Annotated in this window: 24 protein-coding genes; 10 read left to right on the top strand and 14 right to left on the bottom strand. The window is 60.7% G+C overall.

From position 1 onward, the window contains the following. Window positions 1–17 precede the first annotated feature (17 nt). The 5 genes from ACI2I1_RS11830 (at window position 18) to ACI2I1_RS11810 (ending at window position 2619) form a co-directional block, all read left to right on the top strand. A complete protein-coding gene (locus ACI2I1_RS11830) occupies window positions 18–536 on the top strand; it encodes a nuclear transport factor 2 family protein (RefSeq protein ID WP_009823989.1) in 519 nt (172 codons plus the stop codon). 27 nt (window positions 537–563) lie between these two features. Further along, window positions 564–1295, top strand: a complete 732-nt coding sequence (locus ACI2I1_RS11825) for a PepSY domain-containing protein (protein WP_009823988.1) — start codon at window positions 564–566, stop codon at window positions 1293–1295. A gap of 4 nt (window positions 1296–1299) precedes the next feature. After that, window positions 1300–1434 carry a hypothetical protein gene (locus ACI2I1_RS11820; protein WP_267900630.1) on the top strand — a complete coding sequence of 45 codons (135 nt, stop codon included), beginning with the start codon at window positions 1300–1302 and terminating at the stop codon, window positions 1432–1434. Window positions 1435–1525: 91 nt separating this feature from the next. Continuing rightward, a complete protein-coding gene (locus ACI2I1_RS11815; RefSeq protein WP_404679293.1) occupies window positions 1526–2197 on the top strand; it encodes a DUF2231 domain-containing protein in 672 nt (223 codons plus the stop codon). A gap of 14 nt (window positions 2198–2211) precedes the next feature. Beyond that, on the top strand, window positions 2212–2619 hold the full coding sequence (locus tag ACI2I1_RS11810; protein WP_156492842.1) for a hypothetical protein: 408 nt from the start codon (window positions 2212–2214) through the stop codon (window positions 2617–2619). 695 nt (window positions 2620–3314) lie between these two features. On the opposite strand, the gene arsH is transcribed toward ACI2I1_RS11810, so the two are convergent. The 14 genes from arsH to ACI2I1_RS11740 all read right to left on the bottom strand — a co-directional run bounded on the left by arsH (window position 3315) and on the right by ACI2I1_RS11740 (window position 16845). Then, window positions 3315–4061, bottom strand: coding sequence for an arsenical resistance protein ArsH (gene arsH / locus ACI2I1_RS11805; protein WP_404679292.1), 747 nt, complete (start codon window positions 4059–4061; stop codon window positions 3315–3317). A 16-nt stretch (window positions 4062–4077) separates the two neighbouring features. Then, window positions 4078–5364: an arsenic transporter gene (locus ACI2I1_RS11800; protein ID WP_404679291.1), complete on the bottom strand. Its 1287-nt coding sequence runs from the start codon at window positions 5362–5364 to the stop codon at window positions 4078–4080. After that, a complete protein-coding gene (gene arsC, locus ACI2I1_RS11795) occupies window positions 5364–5792 on the bottom strand; it encodes an arsenate reductase (glutaredoxin) (protein ID WP_094063619.1) in 429 nt (142 codons plus the stop codon). Before arsC ends, ACI2I1_RS11800 begins: the two co-directional genes overlap by 1 nt. 40 nt (window positions 5793–5832) lie before the next feature. Beyond that, window positions 5833–6165, bottom strand: coding sequence for a helix-turn-helix transcriptional regulator (locus ACI2I1_RS11790; RefSeq protein WP_296940882.1), 333 nt, complete (start codon window positions 6163–6165; stop codon window positions 5833–5835). A gap of 222 nt (window positions 6166–6387) precedes the next feature. Continuing rightward, on the bottom strand, window positions 6388–6540 hold the full coding sequence (locus tag ACI2I1_RS11785; protein WP_404679290.1) for a hypothetical protein: 153 nt from the start codon (window positions 6538–6540) through the stop codon (window positions 6388–6390). Window positions 6541–6936: 396 nt separating this feature from the next. Beyond that, window positions 6937–8288 (bottom strand): IS3 family transposase gene (locus ACI2I1_RS11780; RefSeq protein ID WP_404679289.1). Its coding sequence is split into 2 segments (ribosomal slippage): window positions 6937–7950 and window positions 7953–8288, totalling 1350 coding nucleotides; the frame shifts between segments, so codons are not numbered across the junction. A gap of 309 nt (window positions 8289–8597) precedes the next feature. Then, window positions 8598–9041 carry a CBS domain-containing protein gene (locus ACI2I1_RS11775; protein WP_404679288.1) on the bottom strand — a complete coding sequence of 148 codons (444 nt, stop codon included), beginning with the start codon at window positions 9039–9041 and terminating at the stop codon, window positions 8598–8600. Between the two features lie 233 nt (window positions 9042–9274). Next, window positions 9275–9913 carry a cation diffusion facilitator family transporter gene (locus ACI2I1_RS11770; protein ID WP_120324998.1) on the bottom strand — a complete coding sequence of 213 codons (639 nt, stop codon included), beginning with the start codon at window positions 9911–9913 and terminating at the stop codon, window positions 9275–9277. Window positions 9914–10076: 163 nt separating this feature from the next. Beyond that, the gene (locus ACI2I1_RS11765) at window positions 10077–13340 is read right to left on the bottom strand and encodes an efflux RND transporter permease subunit (protein ID WP_156320627.1); all 3264 of its coding nucleotides are present in this window, start codon (window positions 13338–13340) and stop codon (window positions 10077–10079) included. A gap of 43 nt (window positions 13341–13383) precedes the next feature. Next, entirely contained in the window at window positions 13384–14532 is a 1149-nt protein-coding gene (locus tag ACI2I1_RS11760; protein WP_290134645.1) for an efflux RND transporter periplasmic adaptor subunit, read from the bottom strand. 11 nt (window positions 14533–14543) lie between these two features. Then, window positions 14544–15110 carry a TolC family protein gene (locus tag ACI2I1_RS11755; protein ID WP_404679287.1) on the bottom strand — a complete coding sequence of 189 codons (567 nt, stop codon included), beginning with the start codon at window positions 15108–15110 and terminating at the stop codon, window positions 14544–14546. Window positions 15111–15163: 53 nt separating this feature from the next. Then, window positions 15164–15796, bottom strand: coding sequence for a TolC family protein (locus tag ACI2I1_RS11750; RefSeq protein ID WP_404679286.1), 633 nt, complete (start codon window positions 15794–15796; stop codon window positions 15164–15166). A gap of 63 nt (window positions 15797–15859) precedes the next feature. Continuing rightward, complete coding sequence (locus ACI2I1_RS11745; protein WP_404679285.1) at window positions 15860–16207, bottom strand: hypothetical protein; 348 nt, start codon at window positions 16205–16207, stop codon at window positions 15860–15862. 191 nt (window positions 16208–16398) lie between these two features. Then, window positions 16399–16845 carry a helix-turn-helix domain-containing protein gene (locus ACI2I1_RS11740; protein WP_404679284.1) on the bottom strand — a complete coding sequence of 149 codons (447 nt, stop codon included), beginning with the start codon at window positions 16843–16845 and terminating at the stop codon, window positions 16399–16401. A gap of 85 nt (window positions 16846–16930) precedes the next feature. Between ACI2I1_RS11740 and ACI2I1_RS11735 the strand changes: the two genes are divergently transcribed. The 5 genes from ACI2I1_RS11735 to ACI2I1_RS11715 all read left to right on the top strand — a co-directional run bounded on the left by ACI2I1_RS11735 (window position 16931) and on the right by ACI2I1_RS11715 (window position 24274). Then, the gene (locus tag ACI2I1_RS11735; protein ID WP_404679653.1) at window positions 16931–17593 is read left to right on the top strand and encodes a cation transporter; all 663 of its coding nucleotides are present in this window, start codon (window positions 16931–16933) and stop codon (window positions 17591–17593) included. After that, window positions 17590–19530 (top strand): FTR1 family protein, encoded by a 1941-nt coding sequence (locus ACI2I1_RS11730; RefSeq protein ID WP_404679283.1) that lies wholly within the window; start codon window positions 17590–17592, stop codon window positions 19528–19530. Before ACI2I1_RS11735 ends, ACI2I1_RS11730 begins: the two co-directional genes overlap by 4 nt. Window positions 19531–19555: 25 nt before the next feature. Continuing rightward, window positions 19556–21175 carry a multicopper oxidase family protein gene (locus ACI2I1_RS11725; RefSeq protein WP_404679282.1) on the top strand — a complete coding sequence of 540 codons (1620 nt, stop codon included), beginning with the start codon at window positions 19556–19558 and terminating at the stop codon, window positions 21173–21175. 67 nt (window positions 21176–21242) lie between these two features. Further along, the gene (locus ACI2I1_RS11720) at window positions 21243–22883 is read left to right on the top strand and encodes an acetolactate synthase large subunit (RefSeq protein ID WP_404679281.1); all 1641 of its coding nucleotides are present in this window, start codon (window positions 21243–21245) and stop codon (window positions 22881–22883) included. Then, window positions 22880–24274: an aldehyde dehydrogenase family protein gene (locus ACI2I1_RS11715; RefSeq protein WP_133496373.1), complete on the top strand. Its 1395-nt coding sequence runs from the start codon at window positions 22880–22882 to the stop codon at window positions 24272–24274. Before ACI2I1_RS11720 ends, ACI2I1_RS11715 begins: the two co-directional genes overlap by 4 nt. The last annotated feature ends 107 nt before the right edge of the window (window positions 24275–24381 follow it).

Below are 24381 nucleotides of genomic sequence, written 5' to 3'. Positions count from 1 at the left end.
AAAAGGATAGAACTTCCATGACCAAGACGTTGACACGCATCGCGGCGACTGCGCTTGTTGCCACGCTGATACCGCTGCCAGCCTTCGCGCAGCAGATGGACCACTCTTCCCATGCGAACCATCAGATGCACGCGATGGACGCTTCGGCGGACGATGTCGCGGGCGCTGAAGAAACCCTCAAGGCCTATCGCACCGCTCTTGAAGCGCGCGACGCGCAGGCAATGCGCGCGCTCTTCGCCGAGGACTCGGCGATCTTCGAGAATGGCAAGGCCGAAGGAAGCTTTGCCAATTACATGGAGCACCATTTGGGCCCCGAGCTCGACGCGATTGTGAGCTTCACCTTTACCGACCCCACGCTGACCGTCACCCGGATGGGGCACATGGCCCATGCCTATGAGACGTATGGCTATCGCATCGAACTTAGCGATGGCCGGGTGATCGAGCGCGACGGCGTGGCGACATCGGTGCTTGCTCACGATGCGGACGGGTGGAGAATCGTCCAGTACCATTCCTCGTCGCGCGCGCCGCGCAACTGATTACGGCTTTCGAAGAGGTAGCACCGGTTGGCAACGCCGTCGCTGAAGCTGCGCCTGCATGTGCTCGGCAGCAAGATCCACAAATGGCTGGCGATTTTCGTCGGTGTCCAGGTTCTCTTGTGGATGGGAACCGGCGCCCTCATGTCGTTTCTCGACCTGGAAGAAGTTCGCTCCGAACATGTCGTTTCGCGTGAACAAGAGGCGCTGCCCGCCGATGCCCCGCTCCCGGCCTGGGTCGCAAACGACGGTACTCTTGCAGCGGTAACGACACGTTCGCTCGACGGCGATGCCGTGACCGAGGTCCGCAAGGTTGACGGTAGCGTGAGCCTCCACGATCCGGTGACTGGGCGTAAACTCTCCCCCATCTCGGCGGCAACGGCAAAATCCATCGCCTTGCGCGCATGGACCGGGCCGCGCACGACCATCGAGGCCGCACGGATCGTCGATGACCCCATCGGAACCGAGTTTCGCGGCCCTTTTCCGGCCTGGCAGGTCACCTATGCTGACGAGGCTTCGACGCGCATCTACATCGATGCCGCCAGCGGCACGCTCGGGGCGGCGCGCAGCGATACATGGCGCCTGTTCGATTTCATCTGGGGCCTCCACATCATGGACTGGACCGAGCGCGACCGCATCAACAGTTGGTGGCTGCTGCTGTTCGGCATTGGCGGCACGATCATAGCCCTGTCGGGTTTCGTCCTGCTGGCGAACCGGATGCCGAGGCTGCGCCGCCGCGCAAAGAAGAGCAAGCTCGCCTGAGCCCATGGGGCTTATTCGCGTGGGCGAACGCCTTACCCTCGTTCGCCAGGCCGAACGCGGCCAGGAGCCGAATGCGTTCGACGATCGCGATGATGCCGCCAGCAAGCGTGACCACCCGGGCGCACTTCAGTCGCGCTGAACTATCAAATTAATGCGAGGGGCACGCGGCTGCCGTGCGTATCAGGCACATAGGTCGCACTTTAACTGCAGGGTCGGGAGACATACGAGACATGAAAGCCCCCTCATTTCTGGCGCTGCTCGCCGCAAGCCTGCTCTTCGTCGGACCCGTTCAGGCTCATGGCGACGAAAAGCACGGCGAAGAGGCGAGCGCCGCGCCTGTTGCCACCAATGGCGATGTGCACGACCAGGCGGCCATGGCGCAGATGGGCGAGACTGCGGATGCTGGCGAGTCCTCCGGCGCGCACGATGAAGCGGGCGCAGCCCATGACGAGGCCGGTGGCCATGCGGATGAGAGCGAAACCGGCGTCATGGCCGTACTGAAAAAGCTGCATCCGGCAACGATCCACTTCCCGATCGCCTTGTTTTTCATGGCTGCGGCCACCGAATTGTTCGTGATGCGCCGGAAAGGAGCGGGCCTGGAAAGTGCGGTGCGCGTACTCGTCTACGGCGGAGCAATCGGCGCAGTCGTCGCAGTTCTGTTCGGATGGATTCACACCGGTCTGTGGTTCGGCGGCGATACTGTCATGCAAGTCCATCGATGGACCGGTATGCTGATCGCGGTTCTCGGTATTGCGATGGCATACCTCGCGAGCAGGCCGAGCCAGAGCCGCGCATGGTTGCGCGCGTCGATCTTCTCCATGGCGGCACTCGTTCTCATCCAGGGGTTCCTTGGCGGCGAGCTCGCGCACGGACCGGACCATCTTGGCGTTTCGTGGCTCTGAAGGAGTTGAATAACATGCGAATTCTGAAATCGAACACCGCGATAGCATTTCTCGCGACCGCGCCATTGACGTTCGCTCTCGCCGCTTGTGACCAAGCGCAGGAGAGCACACCGGCTGCTGAGGTTTCGCCTATGGGCGGAACTGCGGTGATGCCTGGCACGGCACCCGAGGCGGGTCTTGCAGACCCGGCAACCTCTCCCTCCGAAAATGAGGCAGCGGCCGCACGTCAGGACGCTCTTTCGACAATTGGCGCCGCCACGCCTGCGTCACGGCGCGCTGTCCCGCCCGCATCACGCGCAACTGCCACACCCGCAGCGCCAGCAACGCGCACGCAACCCGCGAGCGAGGCGACCCCGCCCGCCGATCCCCATGCGGGCCATGACATGTCCTCGATGGCCGATCACGACATGGACAGCATGTGATCGGGCGCGTTCCCCGGTGACACGGCTATTCAGGAGATACCCTGGGCAGGAAACCGCAACGAACATCGCAAGATCAGGAAAGGACGGCCCCGCCTCCCCCCGAAGCCCTGCGGGTCGCAGGTGCCCCCAAGGGGCCGTCCAGGAACCCCGCGTGAAGCCCAACCCGACTCGCGGGGTTCCGCTTGCCCGGCTTTGCTGTCCCCGTGCCAGGCGCTTGCCGGCATGGCATTGTGCTATGTGAGCAGCGCGCAGAAAATCGCCTCGATGATTATGAAAGCAACCGCATCTGTCGGAATCGGGAAAAGCCGGAGCGTTGTCGGCTTGGGAGGACGAAGGTAAGCGGTTCACTTAGCGTCTATGGATTGAGCCCGAAGTAGAACGGCCGCATTCGTCCAATCGACGAGCAGAGTATTTCATTCGATCTCAGACGCAAAACCAGCGCGGAAATAGACGGATATCCGCCAAAAAGGGCTGCTAGTCGCTGCCAATCGCAGATCCGTAGGCGGAGACCTAAACTGCTAGCGATTGGTGATTGATCGCTTTTTGCCGTGGATTGAGAGTTTGACCGAACGGCTTGTCTGCTTGAGAACAACACTAATAGCCGACTGACCGCTAGCGGCCCCATAGCAGTCAGTCTGCATTGCGCCCTAATCTCGGTCATTCCGGCCTATGCGGCGAAGGCCCGAAAGCGGTCATCACGAAGAGGACAGAGCGATGCCCGATATATCCCTGTTAGGATCAATGACGCGACCGGCCTCCTTGCGTTCAGAATAGCGGTCGACCAGCTGCTCGCCATGCGGGTGCAGCAGTACCGTGAACCGCACCAGCTCCTCCATAACATCCACGATCCGGTCGTAGAGTGGAGAGGGCTTCATGCGACCCGCATCGTCGAACTCCTCGTATGCCTTGGGCACACTCGACTGGTTGGGGATCGTGAACATTCGCATCCAGCGCCCGAGCAGGCGTAATGTATTGACCGTGTTGAAGGACTGCGAGCCAGCCGATACCTGCATGACCGCCAGCGTCCGCCCCTGGGTGGGACGCATCCCACCGATGCTGAGCGGCAAGTGATCGATCTGGGTCTTCATGATACCAGTGATCTGGCCGTGCCGCTCCGGGCTGCACCAGACCATGCCCTCGGACCATAACGCATGCTCGCGCAGTTCGTGGACGGCGGGATGGTCATCGCCGACGACCTGATCGGGCAGCGGCAGATCGGACGGATCGAAGATGCGCGTTTCCGCACCGAACAGCCGCAGCAAACGCGCGGCTTCCTCGACCGCGAGTCGTGAGTAGGAGCGCTCGCGCAGGGAGCCGTAGAGCAGCAGAATGCGCGGGGGTGGCTGGTATGCACCGAGCCCTTCCGCTGGGCGCGCATGGATGAAGGTCGGATCGAGCGCGGGAAAGCTGTCGGGATCTGGCAAGAGTCGTAAACGCGACATGATTGAGCTCCGAGGATCAGACCAGGGTCAGGCGAAGGGCGAATGCGGCCAGGGTCACCAGCAGGATCGGCGTGGTCAGGGTGATGCCGACGCGGAAGTAATAGCCCCAGCCGATTGTCACGCCCTTCTGGCCCAGCACATGCAGCCACAGCAGCGTCGCAAGCGAACCGATCGGGGTGATCTTCGGCCCGAGATCGCAGCCGATGACGTTGGCGTAGATCATCGCGTCGCGAACGGGTCCGGTAGCGCCGGTTGCGTCGATCGACAGCGCGCCGACGAGGACAGTGGGCATGTTGTTCATGCCCGAAGAAAGCACGGCCGACAGGATGCCGGTGCCGAAAGTCGCACCCCATACGCCGCCCTGGGCCGAGCGTTCGAGCAGTCCCGCTATGGCGGCGGCGAGCCCGGCGTTGCTCATGCCGTAGACGACCAGATACATGCCGAGCGAGAAGATCACGACCTGCCACGGGGCCTCGCGGATGACCCGGCCGGTCGGAATGGCCTGTCCGCGCGCAGCGATGGCAATGAGCGCCAGCGCGCCGACCGCCGCGACCGCGCTGATCGGCACACCGAGCGGATCGAGCACGAAGAAACCGACCAGCAGCAATGCCAGTACCACCCATCCGGCGCGGAAAGTCGCGCGGTCCTGTATCGCCTCTTCCGGAGCGCGCAGCTGGGTGAGGTCGTAGGTGGCTGGAATATCCTTGCGGAAGAACACCATCAACGCTGTCAGCGTGGCCGCAATGGCGGCTACATCGACCGGCACCATGACCAGCGCATATTCGCCGAATCCGATGTCGAAGAAGTCGGCGGAGACGATATTGACGAGGTTCGAGACGACCAGCGGCAAGCTGGCGGTGTCGGCGATGAAGCCAGCCGCCATGACAAAGGCCAGCGTCTCCTTGGCGTTGTAGCCCAGCGCGCGGAGCATCGCGATTACGATCGGGGTCAGGATCAGCGCGGCGCCATCATTTGCGAAGACCGCCGCGACCCCTGCGCCGAGCAGCACCACGAGCACGAACAGCATACGCCCGTTCCCGCGGCCCCATCGTGCGACATGGAGCGCGGCCCATTCGAAGAACCCCGCACGGTCGAGAAGCAGACTGATGAGGATGATCGCAACGAAGGCGCCGGTCGCATTCCAGATGATGTTCCACACCACCGGAATGTCGGCGAGCGAGATCACGCCGGTGGCAAGCGCCACAATAGCGCCGCCGATGGCGCTCCAACCGATGCCGAGCCCGCGCGGCTGCCAAATCACCAAGGTGATGGTGGCGACGAAAATTCCGATGGCAAGCAGCATCAAACGATACGCTGGCCGGTCTCGTCCACGACCTGCTCACCGTCCTCCTTGGCGAATGCGCCGCGCTGGGGACTGGGCAGGATTTCGAGCACCGCCTCGGAGGGGCGGCACAGGCGGACACCGAGCGGCGAGACGACGAGCGGACGATTGATGAGGATGGGATGGTCCATCATCGCATCGACCAGCGCTGCATCGCTCAGGCTCTCATCGCCGAGCCCGAGTTCGGCATAGGGTGTGCCCTTGTCACGGAGCAACTCCCGGGGGCTCAGTCCGGCGCGGTCGATCAGGCTTTCGAGCATGACACGCGATGGCGGGGTCTTGACGTATTCCACGACGTGCGGCTCGATCCCAGCATTGCGGATCATCGCCAGCGTATTGCGCGAGGTGCCGCATTCGGGATTGTGGTAGATGACGATGTCGGTGGTCATGGATATTCCCTTCACATGAGGAGTCCCGAGCGCGCGACGCTCAGCAGCATTCGGCAAGCTCGGCGACGAGCGGTGCGCACAGGTCGGCTCGTCCGCCGCAGCAGTCCTTCGCGAGGAACAGCATCAGATTGCGCAGGACCTCGATGTTCGCGCGCTGGATCATCTGGCGCCCCCGCTTTTCCGGGACGACGAGGTCGGCGGCGACGAGGATGGCGAGGTGGCTGGAAAACGTGCTCTGACTGAGCCCTGAGGCCTCTACGAGTTGACCGGTGGAAAGGCCCTCCGGTTCGTGACGCACCAGACGCCGGAAGGTGTCGAGGCGGGTTGGGTGAGAGAGAGCAGCAAGGGACTCAAGGGCACTGGAGGTTTGCATCCATCGGTATTTATCGATGGGATAAAGCGACGTCAAATATTATCGGAAATTATCGATGAATGGCTGGCTGGCTTCAACCAGGTCTCCAAGTAAGTCGCTAGTGGGAACGTCCGGTTTCACCGGAATAAGTGCCCTAAGCGGACCGTCAGGAACCGGCCCCCTTGCTGTCGGGCAGCTCCTGGGAAAAGCAGTCAGTCGGCAAAGCGCCCCCATTTTGGTCGTTCACCCGCTCACACCAATTTCCCGAAAGCGGACATCGAAGCGATTCTCGCCAAGTGGAATCCAATCCATCACTGCCATCATCGCAGCGCCGAGAACAAACGCCTTCCAGAAGCGCGCGTCGCTCCGGAAAATGTGATCGGCGTTGAGGTACATCAGTCCGAATATGAAGACAGTAGACGTGCCGATCATTACCTGAAGCGGATGTAATTTCCGTAGTGTTCACCTTTCGATCTGCGTTTTGCCATACAATCTTCTTTCATCTATATTCATTGATCGACAGGCGGTTCACGCAAAGAGCAGGCCGTGAGGCCAACCGCGAGCAGCGGGACGACCCCCCACATGATCGGAAGGATCACTCCGATCCCCAACAATATGAGCATCCGCTCGGGATAGTTCCAACCCCACGGTACCCGTAACGCGACAAATTTTAGAGCAAACGGGACAATTTGCCCGGTTCCCAGAAAGACCGTCAGCGTGTCCGTCGTCAGAACATTTGGCACAACTCGCGGCGTAGATTAGCGGAGTGTGGGCCTCGTCTCGGTTTGATGTTTAGGCGGCGAGCTTGCGGTGTTGCAAGCGCCGATGTTCGAGTGTCTTTCGCTTGATCCTTTCTCTTCGCTTGATGATTGCTGGTGCCCTGCCGAAGTAGGCATCGGCGGGTGTGACGTTGTCGAGGCTCTCGTGGTAGCGCTGGTGGTTGTAATGCTCGACGAAGGCCTTGATCTGCTGTTCGAGATCGCCGGGCAGGAAGTAATTCTCCAACAGCACACGGTTTTTGAGCGTTTGATGCCAGCGCTCGATCTTGCCTTGGGTCTGTGGGTGGAAGGGTGCGCCGCGCACGTGGCTCATCTTGTTGGCGTCGATGTATTCGGCCAACTCGCTCGCAATGTAGCTGGGGCCATTGTCGCTGAGCAGGCGGGGCCTGTGCAGCACATTGGCGTGGTCGCAGTCTGAGGCTGCCAGTGCCATATCGAGCGTGTCAGTGACGTCCTCGGCTCGCATGGTGGTGCAGAGCTTCCAGGCGATGATGTAGCGCGAGAAGTCGTCGAGCACGGTCGAGAGATAGACCCAGCCCCATCCTATGATCTTGAAGTAGGTAAAGTCGGTCTGCCACATCTCGTTGGGGCGGGAGGTTTGCGTGTGGAACGCCTCGGCGGCCTTGATCACGGTGTAGGCTGGGCTGGTGATCAGGTCATGAGCCTTGAGCAGCCGGTAAACCGTAGCTTCGGACACGAAGTAGCGCTTCTCGTCGGTGAAGCGCACCGCCAGTTCTCGCGGGGATAGCTCGGTCTGTTCCAGCGCCATCTCGACGATCTGCTGCTGGACATCCTCGCCGATGCGGTTCCACACCCGGCTCGGCCCGGATGGTCGGTCTGCCAGTGCTTCGGGCCCGCCTTCGAGGTAGCGATCATACCAGCGGTAGAAGGTGCGCCGTGCCACGCCGAGCTGGTCCAGCGTGCGTTTGGCGGGCAGGTGCGACTGCTCGACGATCCGGATTATCTCCAGCTTCTCGGATGCAGGGTATCTCATTCGTCGTCTCCCCCATCCGCGATCATGCTTTTTTTGAGCAGACGGTTCTCCAGGGTGAGATCGGCCACACATTCCTTCAGATCACGGGCCTCACGGCGCAGGTCCTTCACCTCGTCCGTGGTCGCAGCACGCGCAGTGTCACCAGCCAGACGGCGCTTGCCGGCCTCCATGAACTCCTTGGACCAGGTGTAATACAGGCTCTGTGCGATCCCTTCACGGCGGCACAGCTCGGCAATGGAGTCATCGCCGCGCAGGCCATCGAGCACGATCCTGATCTTGTCTTCAGCAGAGAAGTGCCGACGGGTCTTGCGGCGGATGTCCTTTACCACCTGTTCGGCGGGCTTTTTGGAGCTTGAGGATTTGGGCTTCATCTTCGTTCCTTCGTCACTACGACGAAGCCCAAATCCTCCTTAAATCACAACCTCAAATCTGTGCCATTGGCGCTGACGGGGGACAATCGCTCATCTCCGCCGCCTCGATCTGAGGAAGGGCTGCCGCATTCGCTCCAACCTGGACAAAGAGTCCGAAGCCAAAAAGGATCAAGGTCAAGGTACGAATGAACTTCACCGGCCCGAGATAGTCGGGGGCGAGGCGATTGGCAAGTAACGAGCGATTGCGGACGGGGACCGATCAGATCGCCCCGTCCGCTTTATCCGCGTAAAATCAATAGTCTTGTGCGACTAGCAGTATCCCGCCGAAGCTGGCTCCGAACTGGCCTCCGATACCTCGCGCACGAGGTCGCCGGTTTCCTTCTCGGCTGCACTTCTGGCGATGTCGGCCTGCGCAACGATACCGCAACATTTGCCCTCGTCATCGACCACCGGAAGCCGGCGAACCTGATTGTCTTCCATCTTGGTGCAGCATTCGTCGACGCTGGCATCGGCGGTGACAGTAACAGGTGATGATGTCATCACCTCCTCAACGCGTTGGTCGGAGGAATTGCCTTTGGCAACACAGCGGCAGGCGATGTCCCTGTCGGTCACCACGCCCACCAACGCACCGGAATCATCGACAACGGGGATTTCGCCGCAATCATTATCGACCATCAATGAAGCTGCCTCTTGCACGGTGCTCGATGGACTGCAGCATGCGGGGTTAGCTGTCATTACATCTTGGGCTTTCATGGCTTATCTCCTCATTCGTAATCGAGCTTTCAATGGAGGAAACGAGGCATTCCGAGTGTTAGTTCCGCGCATGTCGGCCACCTGTGGGGCGTAGAAGCTATCCCGTTCTGAGATTTCTGTCCGGCGTCGCCTCTTATAGCGGAGGCTTGGGTTCCGACTGCATCAGCAATGTAGATAACCAAGGGTTCGCAGCCGGATGTCAAACGCGTCGCAAATATAACCATCTTGGCCGGTTATCTGCCAAATTCGTCGCCCTTGCGGTGCTCGGTACCCTCTTCGTCATGGCGATCCTTATGCGCATCTCGCAAAATGTCGATGCCGCCGTAAAGCGCGATACCCGCAACGGCGACGCCCACGACAAGATCGGGCCAGTTCGCGCCGGTAAGCATGACGATGATGCCCGCAATGATGATCCCACCGTTAGAGATGAAATCGTTGAAGCTAAAGGTCGTGGCAGCGCGTAAATTGACGTCCTTCTTTTTCATGTTCTGGAGCATTCGCAGGCAAACCAAATTCACCACACCTGCCACCGCCGCCATCACCATCATCATCACACCGCCGGGATCAGAGCCTTCGAGGAAGCGCCGAATGGCATCGGCGATGACGCCGCCAGCGAAGATGAGGAGCATGATACCGGAAAAGCGCGCGGCGCCGCGCTTCCAGGTTCGAGAACGGGTTAACGCCAGCAGGCTTAATAAATAGACGATCGCGTCTGACGAATTGTCCAGGCCATTTGCAAGCAATGCGTTGGAATCAGCGAAATAGCCGACAACGAAAAAACCTATAGCGATCGCCACATTGAGCCAGAGGACAATCCAAAGCGTATGCCGCCTATCGTCTGTGTCGAGCTCAAGTTCTGCATCGCCGCTCATGTGATACTTCCTCCACTGCGACACCAAGCTTTGGCAGCGACCGGCATGGACCGGCTCATAAGACTGTTGTGGTCGAAACTTCGAGAATTTGCGTGGGCTCGAAGTCTGAACGACGGCTTGTCTTCTGCAATTTTCAACATTTGACATCTCCAACTCATTCCGGTCATGTCACATCTTTTAATTCCCGCCGCTCTTCGCGCGTTACGTTGCGTCGCAAACGGTCCCACCATTTCTCGCGCCAGCTGCGCTCGTCATCCGAACGGTGCAGGACGAGACGTGCGATTGCAGGCAGAACGAACAGAGTCAGCGCAGTTGCGGTAATCAGTCCGCCTATAACCACCGTAGCCAATGGACGCTGCACTTCCGCGCCTGTTCCGGTGGCGATCGCCATCGGCACGAAGCCGAGCGAGGCCACCAGTGCGGTCATCAGCACCGGTCGCAGACGCGCAAGCGCGCCATCGGCGATGGCTTCATCCAGCGGCATCCCCTTTTCCAGACGCTGGCGGATGGCGGTCATCATGACGAGGCCATTGAGCACCGCCACGCCCGACAGGGCGATGAAGCCGACCGCGGCCGACACCGAAAACGGCATGCCTCTCAAAGCCAGTGCGAAGACGCCGCCAGCGAGGGCCATGGGTATGGCGCTGAATACCGCAAGCGCCGGAACCCAGCCGCCGAGCGCCATGAACAGGAGGAGCAGAACGAGGGCGAAGCAGACAGGGACAACTATAGCTAACCGTGCCTGTGCTTCTTGCAGGTTTTGATACTGGCCACCCCATTCGATGAAAGATGCGGGCGGCAGATCAACTTGGGCCGCGACACCGGCCTGTGCTTCCTCAACAAACGACCCGAGGTCACGTTCGCGCACATTGGCTGATACGATCACGAGCCGACGCCCTTGTTCGCGGCGGACCTCCGCGAGGCCGTCGACCACCTGAAAATCGGCCAGCGTGCGCAGCGGAACGGTGACACCGTTTTCAAGGACGATCGGGAGAGCCCCGAGCTGGTCGAAATCGTTTCGGGTGGCATCTTGCAACCGCACAACGACGTCGAACCGGCGATCGCCTTCGAACACGAGGCCAGCAGGCCGTCCCCCAAGCGCGATCGCCACCGATTGGGCCACCTCCTCGACAGTCAGTCCGTATCGCGCGATGGTCGGGCGATCAAAAGCGATGTCGAGCGTGGGAAAGCCGCTAACCTGTTGAACGCGAACGTCTGCCGCACCCTCGACATCACGCATAACATCGGCGACATCATCGGCTGCGGTCGTCAATTGCGCCAAATCGTTTCCATAAATCTTGACGGCAAGGTCGCTGCGGCTTCCTGCAATCAATTCGTTGAAGCGCATTTCGATAGGTTGGGTAAATTCGTACAGGTTGCCGATCAGCCCTTCCAGATCCTCCTCAATCTCTGAGATAAGCTCTTCTTTGTTCTTGGAGGGGTCTGGCCATTCGTCCCGCGGACGAAGCATGACGAAGGCATCGGAGATATTCGGGGGCATGGGGTCGCTCGCCACTTCTGCGGTACCGGTTTTCGAGAAAACCAGTTCAACTTCGGGAAAACGAACAAGCCGATCTTCAAGCCGTCTTTGCATCTCGACCGAGCGTTCGATGGGAGTCGAAGGAATGCGTATCGATTGGACCAGAAGATCCCTCTCGTCGAGCTGCGGCGTAAACTCGCTACCGAGAAACCCAAACGTGACAGCCGCGACCGCGAAGATCCCGACCCCGGTGCCAATAACCGGCCAGGGCCGCGCAATAGCCTTGCGAACTGCTGGGCCATAACGCTCCTTCGACCAGCGAATGGGCTTGACCTCCTTTTCGGTAAGCTTCTTGTTGAGCAGCACCGCGATCATCGCAGGGACGAAGGTCAGCGACAGCACGAAGGCCGAAGCCAGTGCGAGCATCATCGTGATCGCCATAGGCGAGAACGTTTTGCCCTCGATACCGGTAAAAGTGAGCAGCGGCGCGAAGACGAGGAAGATGATCGCCTGTCCGTAAACGGTCGGTTTGATCATTTCCTGCGCTGCCAGACGCGTCTCGGTCAGCCGCTCGCCCAACGTGAGCAAGCGTCCCTCGCGATGCTGTCGCGCCGCGAGCCGCGCGACGCTGTTCTCGACTATAATGACAGCACCGTCGACGATCAGCCCGAAGTCCAGCGCCCCAAGGCTCATCAGATTGCCCGAAACACCGAGCCGGTTCATCCCCACCGCCGCCATCAGCATCGACACGGGAATAACCAGAGCTGTGATGATCGCTGCTCGAATATTGCCAAGCATTAGGAACAGCACTGCAATCACCAGCAGCGCGCCTTCGAGCAGGTTTCTCTCGACCGTTGCGATGGTCGCATCGACAAGAGACGAACGGTTGTAGACGATCTCGGCCTCTACCCCTGCAGGAAGCGAGGCGCGGACTTCGTCAAGCCGTTCAGCCGCCTCGGCCGATACCGTGCGGCTGTTCTCGCCGCTGCGCATCAAAACCGTTCCGACCACAGCTTCTTCGCCGTTCAGCGAGGCGGCGCCTGTTCGCAGATCGCCGCCGATTTCGACATCGGCGACATCGCCAATACGGATAGGCACACCTTCGCGGGTAGCGATGACGGCTTGTTCAATATCCGCGATCCCGCCGAGCCGTGCATCGACCCTTACGAGCAGAGCCTCGTCTGCGCGACTGACGAAGTTGGCACCTGCCGCCAGATTCGCCGCTTCGAGAGCATCGATCAGCGAGTCGAAAGAGAGGCCGTAACCTGTCAAACGGGCCGGATCGGGCTGAACCAGAAATTGCTTTTCGAAGCCTCCGATCGAGTCGACCCCGGCCACTCCGTTGACGGAGCGCATCAACGGTGCGACGACCCAATCCTGCACTGTGCGCAAATAAGCCGCCTTGGCCACTTCGCTTTCGAGGCGGTCGCCACGTTCGGTGATGAAGCTGCCATCGGACTGCCAGCCTGTCCGGCCGCCAGTGGTCGCACCCTTGCCGCCGGGATGCTCATACTCGATCGTATACATCAGCACTTCGCCAAGCCCGGTGGAAATCGGGCCCATCGTGGGCTCCGCGCCCTCGGGCAGCGAAGCTCCGATCGGCGCGAGACGCTCGTTTACCTGCTGGCGGGCGAAATAAAGGTCGGTCCCCTCCTCGAAGATCGCGGTGACTTGGCTGAAACCGTTGCGCGAGATCGAGCGGGTCATTTCCAGCCCCTCGATCCCGGCAAGACCGGTTTCGATCGGAAAGGTCACCTGCGTCTCCACCTGTGAGGGCGAAAGCGCGGGCGCACTGGTATTGATCTGGACCTGCGTGTTGGTGATGTCCGGCACCGCGTCGATCGGCAGGCGCAGCAAATTGAACGCGCCGTAGATCGCGGCGAACACCGTCAGGATGATGATCGCCCACCGGAAGCGCACGGCGACATCAAGAACCATCCCGATCAGGCCGTGGCGTTGGCTACCCTCACTCGAAGGCGTCGATACATGATCAGTCGTCATCTTCGACGTTCTCCTTTCCGAGTTCAGACTTCAACAGGAAGGCGTTATCGGTCGCGATTCGCTGCCCGGCGGTGAGGCCAGACAGGATCGTCACCATTCCGGCGGACCGGCTGCCGACTTCGACTTCTCGCGCCTGGAACCCACGCTGCGTTCGCACGAAGACGACATCGCGGCCTTCGAGCACCTGCACGGCATCTTCGGGAACTGCGATGCGGCTCCGGTCCACTTCGCCCGAAGGACGAATGCGCGCCTGGAGGAAAGAACCAGGCTGAAGGCCGGGAACAGCGCGCGTCAGACCGAGTACAGCGGTGGCACTGCGGCTTTCGAGATCGAGCGATGGTGTGACCGAGCGCACACGTGCACCAATCTCGCGGCCATCGCCGACGATCAGCGCCGCCTCGTCGCCAGGCTGGATGCGCGCGGCGTCTTCTGAAGGCAACGCCACCTCAATCTGGAGACCGTTCGGGTTGACGACGCGGTAAAGCTCCTCGCCGGCATCGACGAATGAGCCGAGCACGATGGGGGCAGCGGTGACGCGGCCCGAAAGTGGACTCGTCACCGCGAGCGAACGTCCATCGCCGCTTACACCTGCTGCCGCGACAGCAGCCTGTGCACGGTTCAGTTCGGAACGCGCGACGTCCAGATTGGCGCGGGCGGCTTCGAGATCCTGGCGCGCTGTTACATTCGCATCGAACAGGCGCCGCTCGCGTTCATAGGCAGCCGAAAGCTCGGTTACCCGGGCACGGGCAACGCTAAGCTGCGAAGCGAGAGCCGCGGCATCGGCGCTTTCTATACGTGCGACGGTCTCGCCTTGACGGACATAATCGCCAAGCGTCTTGCCAACGCTGCGAACAACACCAGATGCGCGCGCATCGATCCGGGCGCTAGCGGTCGGGCTCGCTGCGACGGTCGCGGGGAATACCAGTTCAACTGCCGCACCGGTTTGCACTGCGGCTACCTCGATTTCGGCCGCGCGAATCTGTTCTTCTCCGATCAGGACCAAGCCCTCTGGCAATTCGGCTTCAGCCGCTTCCTCGTCGGCATGAGTGTCAACCTGGCCATCTGGCCAGAGCATCAGCAACAGTGCTGCCGCAAGAAGGGCGATTCCGGCGATGATCGCCAATTTTCTACGGGTCATCTGAAAATTCCTCATTGTGCTGCAAGCCTGATAAGCTCGGCGGCAGCCTGTCCCCGGTCTTCCTGCGCGGCGATCAAAGCCTCGCGGATGGCATCGCGCGCTTCTGCCGCGCTCAACACCTCGATCAGCGGGAAGCGACCGTTGCGGTATCCGATGCGGACGAGCCGCAGCGCCTCCTCGGCCTGCGGAAGTGAGGTTGTTGAAAGTGTTTCAACGCGCGTTTCGGCGACGAGATATTGCGCTCGCGCGCGGGCCACCGATTGTTCGAAGTCGGCCAGGGCCACCGCCTCGCGAGCATTGGCTGCACGTAACCTAGCTTGGGCAGCGGCAATATTGCCCTGGTTGCGATCGCGAAAAGGAAGCGGAATTGAAACGCCAACAAGGAACGCGTGGTCGTTACTTTCCTCGAAGCGCCGAACACCGGCCGAAACGACTGGGTCGGGGATGCGCAAACTGCGCTCGCGCTCGATTTCGGCGGCCGCCGCCGTGCTTTCTGCACGCGCCACCTGCAATTGCAGACCTGTCGTCGAGATCAGCACCGTCACTGGCGGCTCAATATCGGGAAAATCGCCAGGCACGAGTGGTGGCGTTCCTTGCTCGCCCCATAACGAGGCAAGCGCCGTGCGTGCCGCTACGCTGGCCGCTTGCGCCGCCTGAAGTTCCGCTCTCGCTTCCGCGAGGGCAGCCTCCCGCGCAAGGCACGCAGCGGTGGTTCGCGGCCCACCTCGACCAGCACACCGGCTATGCGCGCAAGTTCTTGGTTACGCTCTACCACGTCGCGGGCGAGGTCGACACGCGAAGCTGCAGCAGCCGCCGCAACATAACGCTCGCGAACGAGGAAGCCGAGCTCGGCATCGGCAAGCTCGGCTCGCAAGCCCGCCAGCTGCGCCTCTGCCTGGGCAGCCCCGACACGTGCGCCGCGCTTGCCGCCCAGCTCGATCCGCTGCCCTACCGCAAGCGTGTACTCGGTCGCTCTCAGCCCGGAAAAGGCCCCGCTGCCAGCAAACTCCTCGACCTCGAGAGAGACTTCAGGGTTGGGCTGAAGTCGGGCCTGCTCCACGAGCAAACGCGCGGCCTCGGCGTCCGCCCGAGGACCGACGATGCGTGGATTTAACTCCGCTTCCGTGGTTTCGCTAACTACGCCTGTCCGGGTCAACGCGTCTTCCAGCGATAGAAGCTCTTGCCCATGTGCGACCATGGGCGTGGCAATCGCGGCGATGGAGAGCCCTGCAATCAAGGCGCCCCGCCAACTTGTGGCTGACATTTTTGAATATTTCCTCTGCTGATGATCCGGTGTGCGCTGCGTGGGACAGCGCGATTCAACCTGTCAGCTTCGAGGAGGGCGTTGGGGCAGACCGTGCGCCTCGCCGGCTATTTTCACGTCTGGGAAAGAGGTAGTAACGATGACGGCTTCGCCGAACGCTTGACCATGACTATCGGATACCAATGCTGCGAACAGGTGGTGGCAATGCCCATGCGCACAGCCCTGGAGCTGCGGACCATCTTGCTCAGACCCGTCACTGGTATCCGCATCAATCGTTTCGTTCGGATAGATTGCCGAAGACATTTCATCGCCGCATTGAGCGGCTTCCACCACCGGCGACACCATCAGCGCCGCCACCGCCAAAACAGCGGCGACAATTCTAACGGAAATCAATCCATGCAGCTCAAACATCTTGGCGCCTCAAGCGAACCTAAATCGGATTCGGATTTTCAAATAACCCCTCCAGCGACTGTAGGGGCAAGCGGTTTTTCGCGCCCTCGTACCTCAGTGGGTTCTCAATGCAGCGAAATGGATTGCCGGAGCGGATGGATTCCGGCGGTGTTTCGCCACCTTCATAGCTTCTGATCGCACCGCCGCGGCACTCAGGGAGCTGAGAACGCACGGCTTCGGGTTCTTTTCTTCGCGGGCACAAAACTGGGGCGGGATTGAGAGAGCGTCTCAATGATCTTGCAGTCCGACAAGTCGCCGCCTTTGCAAGACACCACTACGTTTTCCAGCTCTGCACGCAGTGCTTCAAGATGGGTGAGGCGCTCTTCGATACTAAGTAGATGTCGTTTCGCAATATCACTCGCCTTATCGCACTTTCCATTAGGCGTGTTCTTCAGTTCCAGGAGAGAGCGTGCTTCCTCGATGGAAAAGCCCAGTTTGCGCGCCTGCCGGATGAAGGCCAGTCGTTTAACATCCCGCTCCGTATAGGTTCGCTGGCCCGCTGCCGTACGTTCGGCTTTGGGCATCAGTCCGATGTCCTCGTAAAACCTTATCGTATTCACCTTCGTTCCGGTTGCCTTTGCCAAACCTCCGATAAGCATGAATCTACTCCTTGTGCGCCATATCGCGAATGTGTCGCAATTTCAGCTTGCCTCTACAGCCACTGGAGGTGTTACCTACTGGCTTATGTTAGAAAACGAAACATCGGATTGCGGTTGCACAGGCGATACGCAAAGAGCAGATACAGACCCGGCCTATCGCCGCGCCCTTTGGATCGTCGTATTGCTCAATCTGGGCTTTGGCGTTTTCGAGGCCTTCGGCGGGTTTCTGGCGGACAGCCAAGCGCTCAAGGCCGACGCTCTCGACTTCATCGGCGATGGATCGATCACGCTCATCGGCATCCTTGCTCTTGCGTGGAGTGCCCGCACGCGCGCCCGGGTCGCGCTGACACAAGGCTTGTTTCTGGGCGCACTGGGCCTTGGAGTAATCGGTCTGGCAGTCTGGCGCTCACTGAACGCAGTTGCGCCTGAAGCCGGTTTGATGGGCGGTATCGCGGCTGCAGCACTGGTGGTGAACATCGCGGCGGCGCTTGTGCTGATGCGGTTTCGCGAAGGCGACGCACATGTATCCGCGATCTGGCTGTTCAGCCGCAATGACGCGATCGCCAATGTCGGAGTGATCATCGCTGCAGCGCTGGTCGCCTGGACCGGGCAAGCCTGGCCGGATCTTTTGGTCGCGGCGATCATCGCGCTGATATTCCTGCATTCGGCTTACCTCATCGTCCGGCGCGCAACCGAGGAACTTCGCGCGCAACACGCTTCAGCTCTCGAAACGGTCGTCTCCAAATGACGCTACGCGCCTTTGTCGGCCAGCTAATCGCTATTCTGGCGATGGCAGTCGCAATGCCGGCTTCCGCAGACACGCACGACGATGTCCAAACGAGTTGGCGCCTTCTCGACTACATCGCGGTGGATTACATAGAAGCGGTCGAAGACGGTAAAGTCACCAACGAGCTGGAATATGCCGAAATGCAGGAATTTTCTGCTTCGGTAGTCGAACGCATGGCGGCCCTACCCGCAAATGCGCAACGTGCACAGCTGGTTGCGGATGCAGAGGCGCTTGCCGAGGCAATCTCGGCGAAAGTGGAGCCTGCTGTCGTCGCACGAGACGCGCGCAGGTTGGCAAGCGAGCTGATCGCGGCCTTTCCCGTTCCGCTGGCCCCGGACGCGGTACCCGACCTTGCGCGAGGCGCCGCGCTGTACGCCCAGAGCTGCGCAAGCTGTCATGGGGTAAGCGGAGCCGGCGCCGGCCCCGCCGCAGAGGGACTCGATCCCCCGCCAATCGCGTTCGACGACGTCGCCCGAGCCCGCGAGAGGAGCGCTTTCGCGCTCTATCAGGTCATTGGACAAGGTCTCGAGGGAACCGCCATGCCGGGCTTTTCCGATCTCCCGGCGGAAGATCGTTGGAGCCTTGCTTATTATTCTGGGTCGATTGCATTTCCGGAGGTAGAGCGGGGAAGGCGTATCTGGAATGACGAACCGGCGATCCGGGCACGCGTTCCCGATCTCGCTGCACTATCCGGTCTCACACCGGCAGCCCTCGGCGAGGCGATCGGCACCGAGCGGGCCGATGCCGTCATGGCCTATTTGAGGGCTCATCCTGAAGCCGTGGCGAGCGATACGACCGGCTCACTCGCTCTGGCACGCGAACGATTGCAGCAAAGTCTTGCCGCTTACGAAGCGGGTAATAAAACCGAGGCGCGCGAACTCGCGCTCTCGGCCTATCTCGATGGCTTCGAACCGCTGGAAGCCGTTTTAAGCACGCGCGATGCCGATCTCCTCGCATCGGTCGAAATCGGCATGGCCGAGCTTCGAGCGGCAATCAGCCGCGGTGATCCGGTGGCCGCCGTCGCCGAGAAGGTGAATGCGCTCGACGTTCTTTTCTACCGGGCCGAGACGGTGCTCGCCCCGGCCAATGCCAGCGAAGCGTCGGCATTTTTGGGAGCCTTTGCGATCCTGTTGCGCGAAGGGCTAGAGGCATTGCTGATCGTGATCGCGATGATCGCGTTCCTGCGCAAGGCCGAGAGAACGGAAGTTCTGCCCTTCGTCCATGGCGGATGGCTCTCCGCTCTTGGGGCCGGAGCCCTGACATGGGTGGCAGCGACCTACCTAATCGGAGTGAGTGGTGCGGGCCGCGAGCTGGTGGAGGGGTTCGGATCGCTTTTTGCCGCTCTCGTCCTGCTGTCGGTCGGCATATGGATGCACGGCAAGTCGCAGGCCGGCGAATGGCAACGCTATATCCGGAAAACCATGCAGCACGCTCTCTCGCGCAGGTCCGCATGGTTTCTGTTCGGGCTGGCCTTCCTCGTGGTTTACCGGGAGGTCTTCGAGACGATCCTGTTCTTCGCAGCGCTCTGGAGTCAGGGCCATACGGACGCGATTCTTGCTGGCGCTGCCGCCGCAATCGTCTTGCTAGCGCTGATTGCCTGGGCGATGCTGCGCTACAGTCGCCGACTGCCAATTGGAACATTCTTCGCGTATAGTTCGGTTCTGATCGGCATTCTTGCCGTCGTCCTGGCCGGGAAGGGTATTTCGGGGCTCCAGGAAGCCGGATTGTTGGGCATCACTCCGCTTCCGAATCTGCCCCGCATACCGATTCTGGGCATCGCACCGGCACTTGAGCCAGTGGCGGCGCAAATTCTCACGCTCGCGCTCATCGCGCTGGGTTATTGGCGCAACAGAATGAAAGGCATGCAATCCGGAACACCGCAGGCCGAAACCGGTTGACGACGCTCCGGGCAAGGGAAGCATTATGATCGACAGACGTTCTATTCTTGGTGGTGCAGTGCTTGGCGCAGGTGCACTGGGAATAGCCGCGTATGCCCGGCGCGACCTGTTGACAGACCGGAATACGGCGCTTGCTTCGGTAACCGCGCGCTCGAAACTTCTCATTCCTCCTCTTTATCCAGGCGAACGAGATAGTGGCGAACGGGTTTTCGATCTCAATCTGCGCCACGGCGTCTCGCAATTTTTTGACGGGCTCGAAACGCCGACCATCGGTATCAACCAGTCCTATCTAGGCCCCACGCTTGAGTTTAACGCAGGCGATACGGTGCGGATGAATGTCACGAGCGATCTGTCCGAAACGGCAACCGTCCACTGGCACGGTTTTCATCTGCCGCCGCGCGCCGATGGCGGACCGCATCAGCCGATCGAGCCGGGAGGCAGCTGGACCGCGCGTTTCGATGTCCGCCAGCGCGCATCGATGTTCTGGTATCATTCGCATGCACACCGTCGCTCGGGGCCACAAGTCTATCAGGGTCTGGCCGGAATGATCTACGTTCGCGACAGCGCGAGCGAAGCGCTCGACCTTCCGAACGATTACGGCGTCGATGATATACCGCTGGTCGTACAGGATCGCGCTTTCGCGCGCGATGGAAGCCTCATTTACTCCACACGCATGCATAATGTCATGATGGGGATGATGGGTGATACAATGCTGGTCAATGGCATCGTCGAACCCGTCTTCGAAGCGACGTCTGATCTCCTTCGGCTGCGCCTGGTCAATGGCTCGAACGCACGCTTTTATCGTTTCGGGTTCGACGATGGCCGCAGCTTCCATCAGATCGGAACCGACGGCGGTTTGCTCGCCGCGCCGCTGCCAACCGACAATGTCGTTCTCGCTCCCGGCGAACGCGCGCAGGTAATCGTCGATCTCAGTGACGGAAGGCCGGTCTCGCTGCTTGCGGACGGGCTCGAAATCATGGGTATGGGAAATATGGGCCGGGGAATGAGAGGGTCCGGGCCCATGCGCGATTCCGACCGGCCGACGGACAATTGGATGATGGGCGACCGAGGCGGCCGTGGCGGTATGATGGGCGAACGGGAGCGTCGCGATGGGATGATGGGCGGCATGATGGATGAAAGGCGTCGCTTTACCGTGCTGGACATCCGGCCGGCCGCAAGCCGCAGGCGGTCGATCGCATTGCCGCGCCAGCTCGCTACCTTGCCTCAGATCGATCCAGGCGACGCGGTCCGGACGCGCCATTTCGTTCTCGATATGGGCATGGGAATGCGCATGATGCGCGGAGGCGGTTTTACCATCAACGGCAAATCGATGGACATGCAGCGTATCGACGAGACAGTGCGGGTCGATACCACCGAAATCTGGCAAGTCGAGAATGCCTCGATGATGGCGCATCCGTTCCACATTCACGATGTGCAGTTCCGTATCCTCGACCGGAACGGCCGGGCACCTGATGCGGCGGAACAGGGACTAAAGGACACGGTTGTCGTCTATCCGGGCGAGACCGTGCGGCTCCTTTTGCGGTTCGAGGACTACACCGACCCGGATTTGCCTTACATGTATCACTGCCACATCCTCGAGCACGAAGACGCCGGCATGATGGGGCAATTCACCGTCACAGCTTGAATCAGTAGCCGAGCAGAAGATCTGCCACCAACAGCCTCCAAGCCCTCACCAATGCGAGAACCATACCATGAAAGCATCCGATCTTCTTGTCGCCGCGTTGGAAGCCGAAGGCGTCGAGTATATCTTCGCGGTTCCGGGCGAAGAAAACCTCGATCTTCTGGAGTCACTGCGGACCTCGTCGATCCGCCTGATCGTTACCCGGCACGAGCAAGGGGCAGGGTTCATGGCGGCAACCTATGGACGTCTTACCGGTAAAGCCGGCGTATGCCTTGCCACGCTGGGGCCAGGGGCGACAAACCTCACGACGCCCGCAGCTTATGCCGCTCTGGGTGCTTTCCCACTGGTCATGATAACTGGCCAAAAACCCATCAAGGTCTCGAAGCAGGCGCAGTTCCAGATCGTCGATGTCGTCTCGCTTTTCACCCCCTTGTGCAAAATGGCGAAGCAGATCGTAAATGGAGAGCGCATTCCCTCGCTCGTGCGAGAAGGTTTCAGGAGGGCCCAGGAAGAGCGGCCCGGAGCAGTTCTGCTGGAGCTGCCTGAAGATATTGCCGAGGAGGAAACCTCCGAACCGGTCGTGGCGCCTCACCCTCGCCAATATGCGGTGGCGGGAGATGCCGCGCTAGACGAAGCTGCCGAGCGTATTCTGGCCGCCGATCGGCCGCTGCTTCTGGTCGGTGCCGGAGCCAACCGGCGTAGCGCCTGCAAGGCGCTCCGAAAGTTCGTCGACGACACTCAATTTCCGTTTTTCAATACGCAAATGGGCAAGGGAGTGCTTGATGAGGCAAGCCCCCTGTATCTTGGAACGGCGGCTCTATCATCGGATGACTATGTTCATTGCGCCATCGATCGTGCCGATCTGATCGTCAATATCGGCCATGACGTGGTCGAGAAACCGCCCTTTTTCATGGAGCCTGACGGACGCACCGTTATCCATGTGAATTACAAGGCCGCAGAGGTCGACCAGGTCTATTTCCCGCAGCTGGAAGTCATTGGCGATATTGCCGGATCTGTCGAGCGACTGGGAAACCGGCTGCGCGGCAAACATCCTAGTGACCCGGCAGCCTACGCCAATGTCCATGAGGACATCGCGGCGCACATCCGCCAAGGCAGCGACGATAGCCGCTTTCCGATGGTGCCCCAGCGCATCGTTGCAGATGTACGGGCGGTCATGGGCCGGGACGACATCGTCGCACTCGACAACGGCATCTACAAGATCTGGTTCGCCCGCAACTATATCGCGCATGAGCCCAACACCATTCTGCTCGACAACGCGTTGGCGACGATGGGAGCGGGTCTCCCCTCGGCGATGATGGCAGCGATGCTCTCGCCCGAACGCCGCGTGCTCGCCGTGTGCGGCGATGGCGGGTTCATGATGAATTCGCAGGAGGTGGAAACCGCGGTCAGGCTCGGCCTCAACCTCGTGGTGCTCATTCTCAACGATGCCGCTTACGGGATGATCCGGTGGAAGCAGGAACAGCTAAGCTTTCCCGATTACGGCTTGAGTTTCGCCAACCCTGACTTCGTCACCTACGCGAAAAGTTATGGCGCCACGGGCCACCGGATCGACAGCAGCCAAGCGCTGCTTCCGACCTTGAACGACGCATTCGAAAGCGGCGGCGTTCACCTCGTGGATCTGCCGGTAGATTATTCGGAGAACCGAAAAGTTCTGATCGAAGAGCTGAGCGCGATGGAGTGCCCCCAATGACCTGGCAGGTCCTCAATCCTTACGACCAGAAGTGCATCGGCAGCGTGGACCTGGTCGACTGGTCGAAGATCGACCGCTGGCTGGACGAGGCGCGTACGTTGCACGAAGACCGGCAGGCCTGGATTCCGGTTCACGAGCGGATTGCCATCTTGCAGCGTGCGAGCTCGCTCATGCACGAGCGTGCAGAGAGCCTCGCAATGCAGATCGCGCGCGAGGGCGGAAAACCGCTTGTCGACGCCCGTGCGGAAACGAGCCGCGCCGTTCAGAGCGTCGAACTCTGCGTGCATGAACTGTTCGCGAGCGGCGGACGCCAGATTCCGATGGAGCTGACCGAGGCGGGCGCAGGCCGAACAGCCTACACCTTTCGGGAGCCGATCGGGCCGGTGGTCGCGATTTCGGCGTTCAACCATCCCCTTAATCTGATCGCCCATCAGGTTGGCCCCGCTGTCGCGACGGGATGTCCCGTTTTGGTGAAACCGGCCAAGGATACTCCGTTGTCCTGCAAGAGTTTCGTGGAAATCCTGTACGAGGCAGGCCTAGACGAACGCTGGTGCCGCTTCGTGCCCTGCACGGACGATGTCGCCGAACAAATGGTCACGGATCCGCGAACGGCGTTCTTCTCCTTCATCGGCTCAGCCAAGGTAGGCTGGATGCTCCGTTCGAGGCTCGCACCCGGTACACGTGTGGCGCTGGAACATGGGGGCGCGGCCCCGGTCATCGTCGATGAGAATATACCACGCGAAAACGTCATTCCGTCGCTCCTGAAAGGGGGGTTTTATCATTCCGGTCAGGTCTGCGTATCGGTCCAGCGGGTGTTCGTTCCGCGTGCCGAACTGCCGGACTTCGCTGCCGCGCTCGCTGCGGGCGCAAAGGCACTGAAGGTGGGGGACCCCACCAACGAGGAAACTCAGTGCGGTCCTCTCATTCGCCCTGCCGAGGTCGACCGGATCGAAGCCTGGGTCGCGGCCGCCGTCGAGAGCGGCGCCGAGCTAGCCGCAGGTGGCAAGCGCATCGGCCCGACGCTGTATCATCCCACCGTTCTTATCGATCCGCCTCGCGCCGCCAAGGTCTCGCGAGAGGAGGTGTTCGGGCCCGTTGTGTGCCTCTACGGATACGACAGTATCGATGCAGCCATTTCCCAGGCGAACGAGCTGCCTTATTCCTTTCAGGCCGCCGTATTTACCGAGCGACAGCACATTGCCGATTATTGCGTCGAGCGCCTGTCGGGCTCCACAGTGCTGGTCAACGACCATACCGCCTTCCGAGTCGACTGGATGCCCTTCGCAGGTCGACGGCACTCCGGTCTCGGAACAGGCGGTATCGGATATACAATGTCCGATATGAGCCCGGAAAAGATGGTGATAACGAGGAGCTCGTCCGGCCTCGATTAGCATCGGCTGCAATCAAACCGACGAATCACACCGCTTTCAGCGCGCTTCTGCCTCTGACAGCTTTCAAGTTTTGAGCGAAGATACCAAGGCTGTGCCGGTTGCGCTCG

It is taken from the genome of Qipengyuania sp. NPDC077563 (assembly GCF_044901345.1).
Lineage (GTDB): Bacteria > Pseudomonadota > Alphaproteobacteria > Sphingomonadales > Sphingomonadaceae > Qipengyuania > Qipengyuania aestuarii.
Note: the sequence above shows the minus strand (reverse complement) of the source record. Positions and strands in the feature narration are given on the sequence as shown.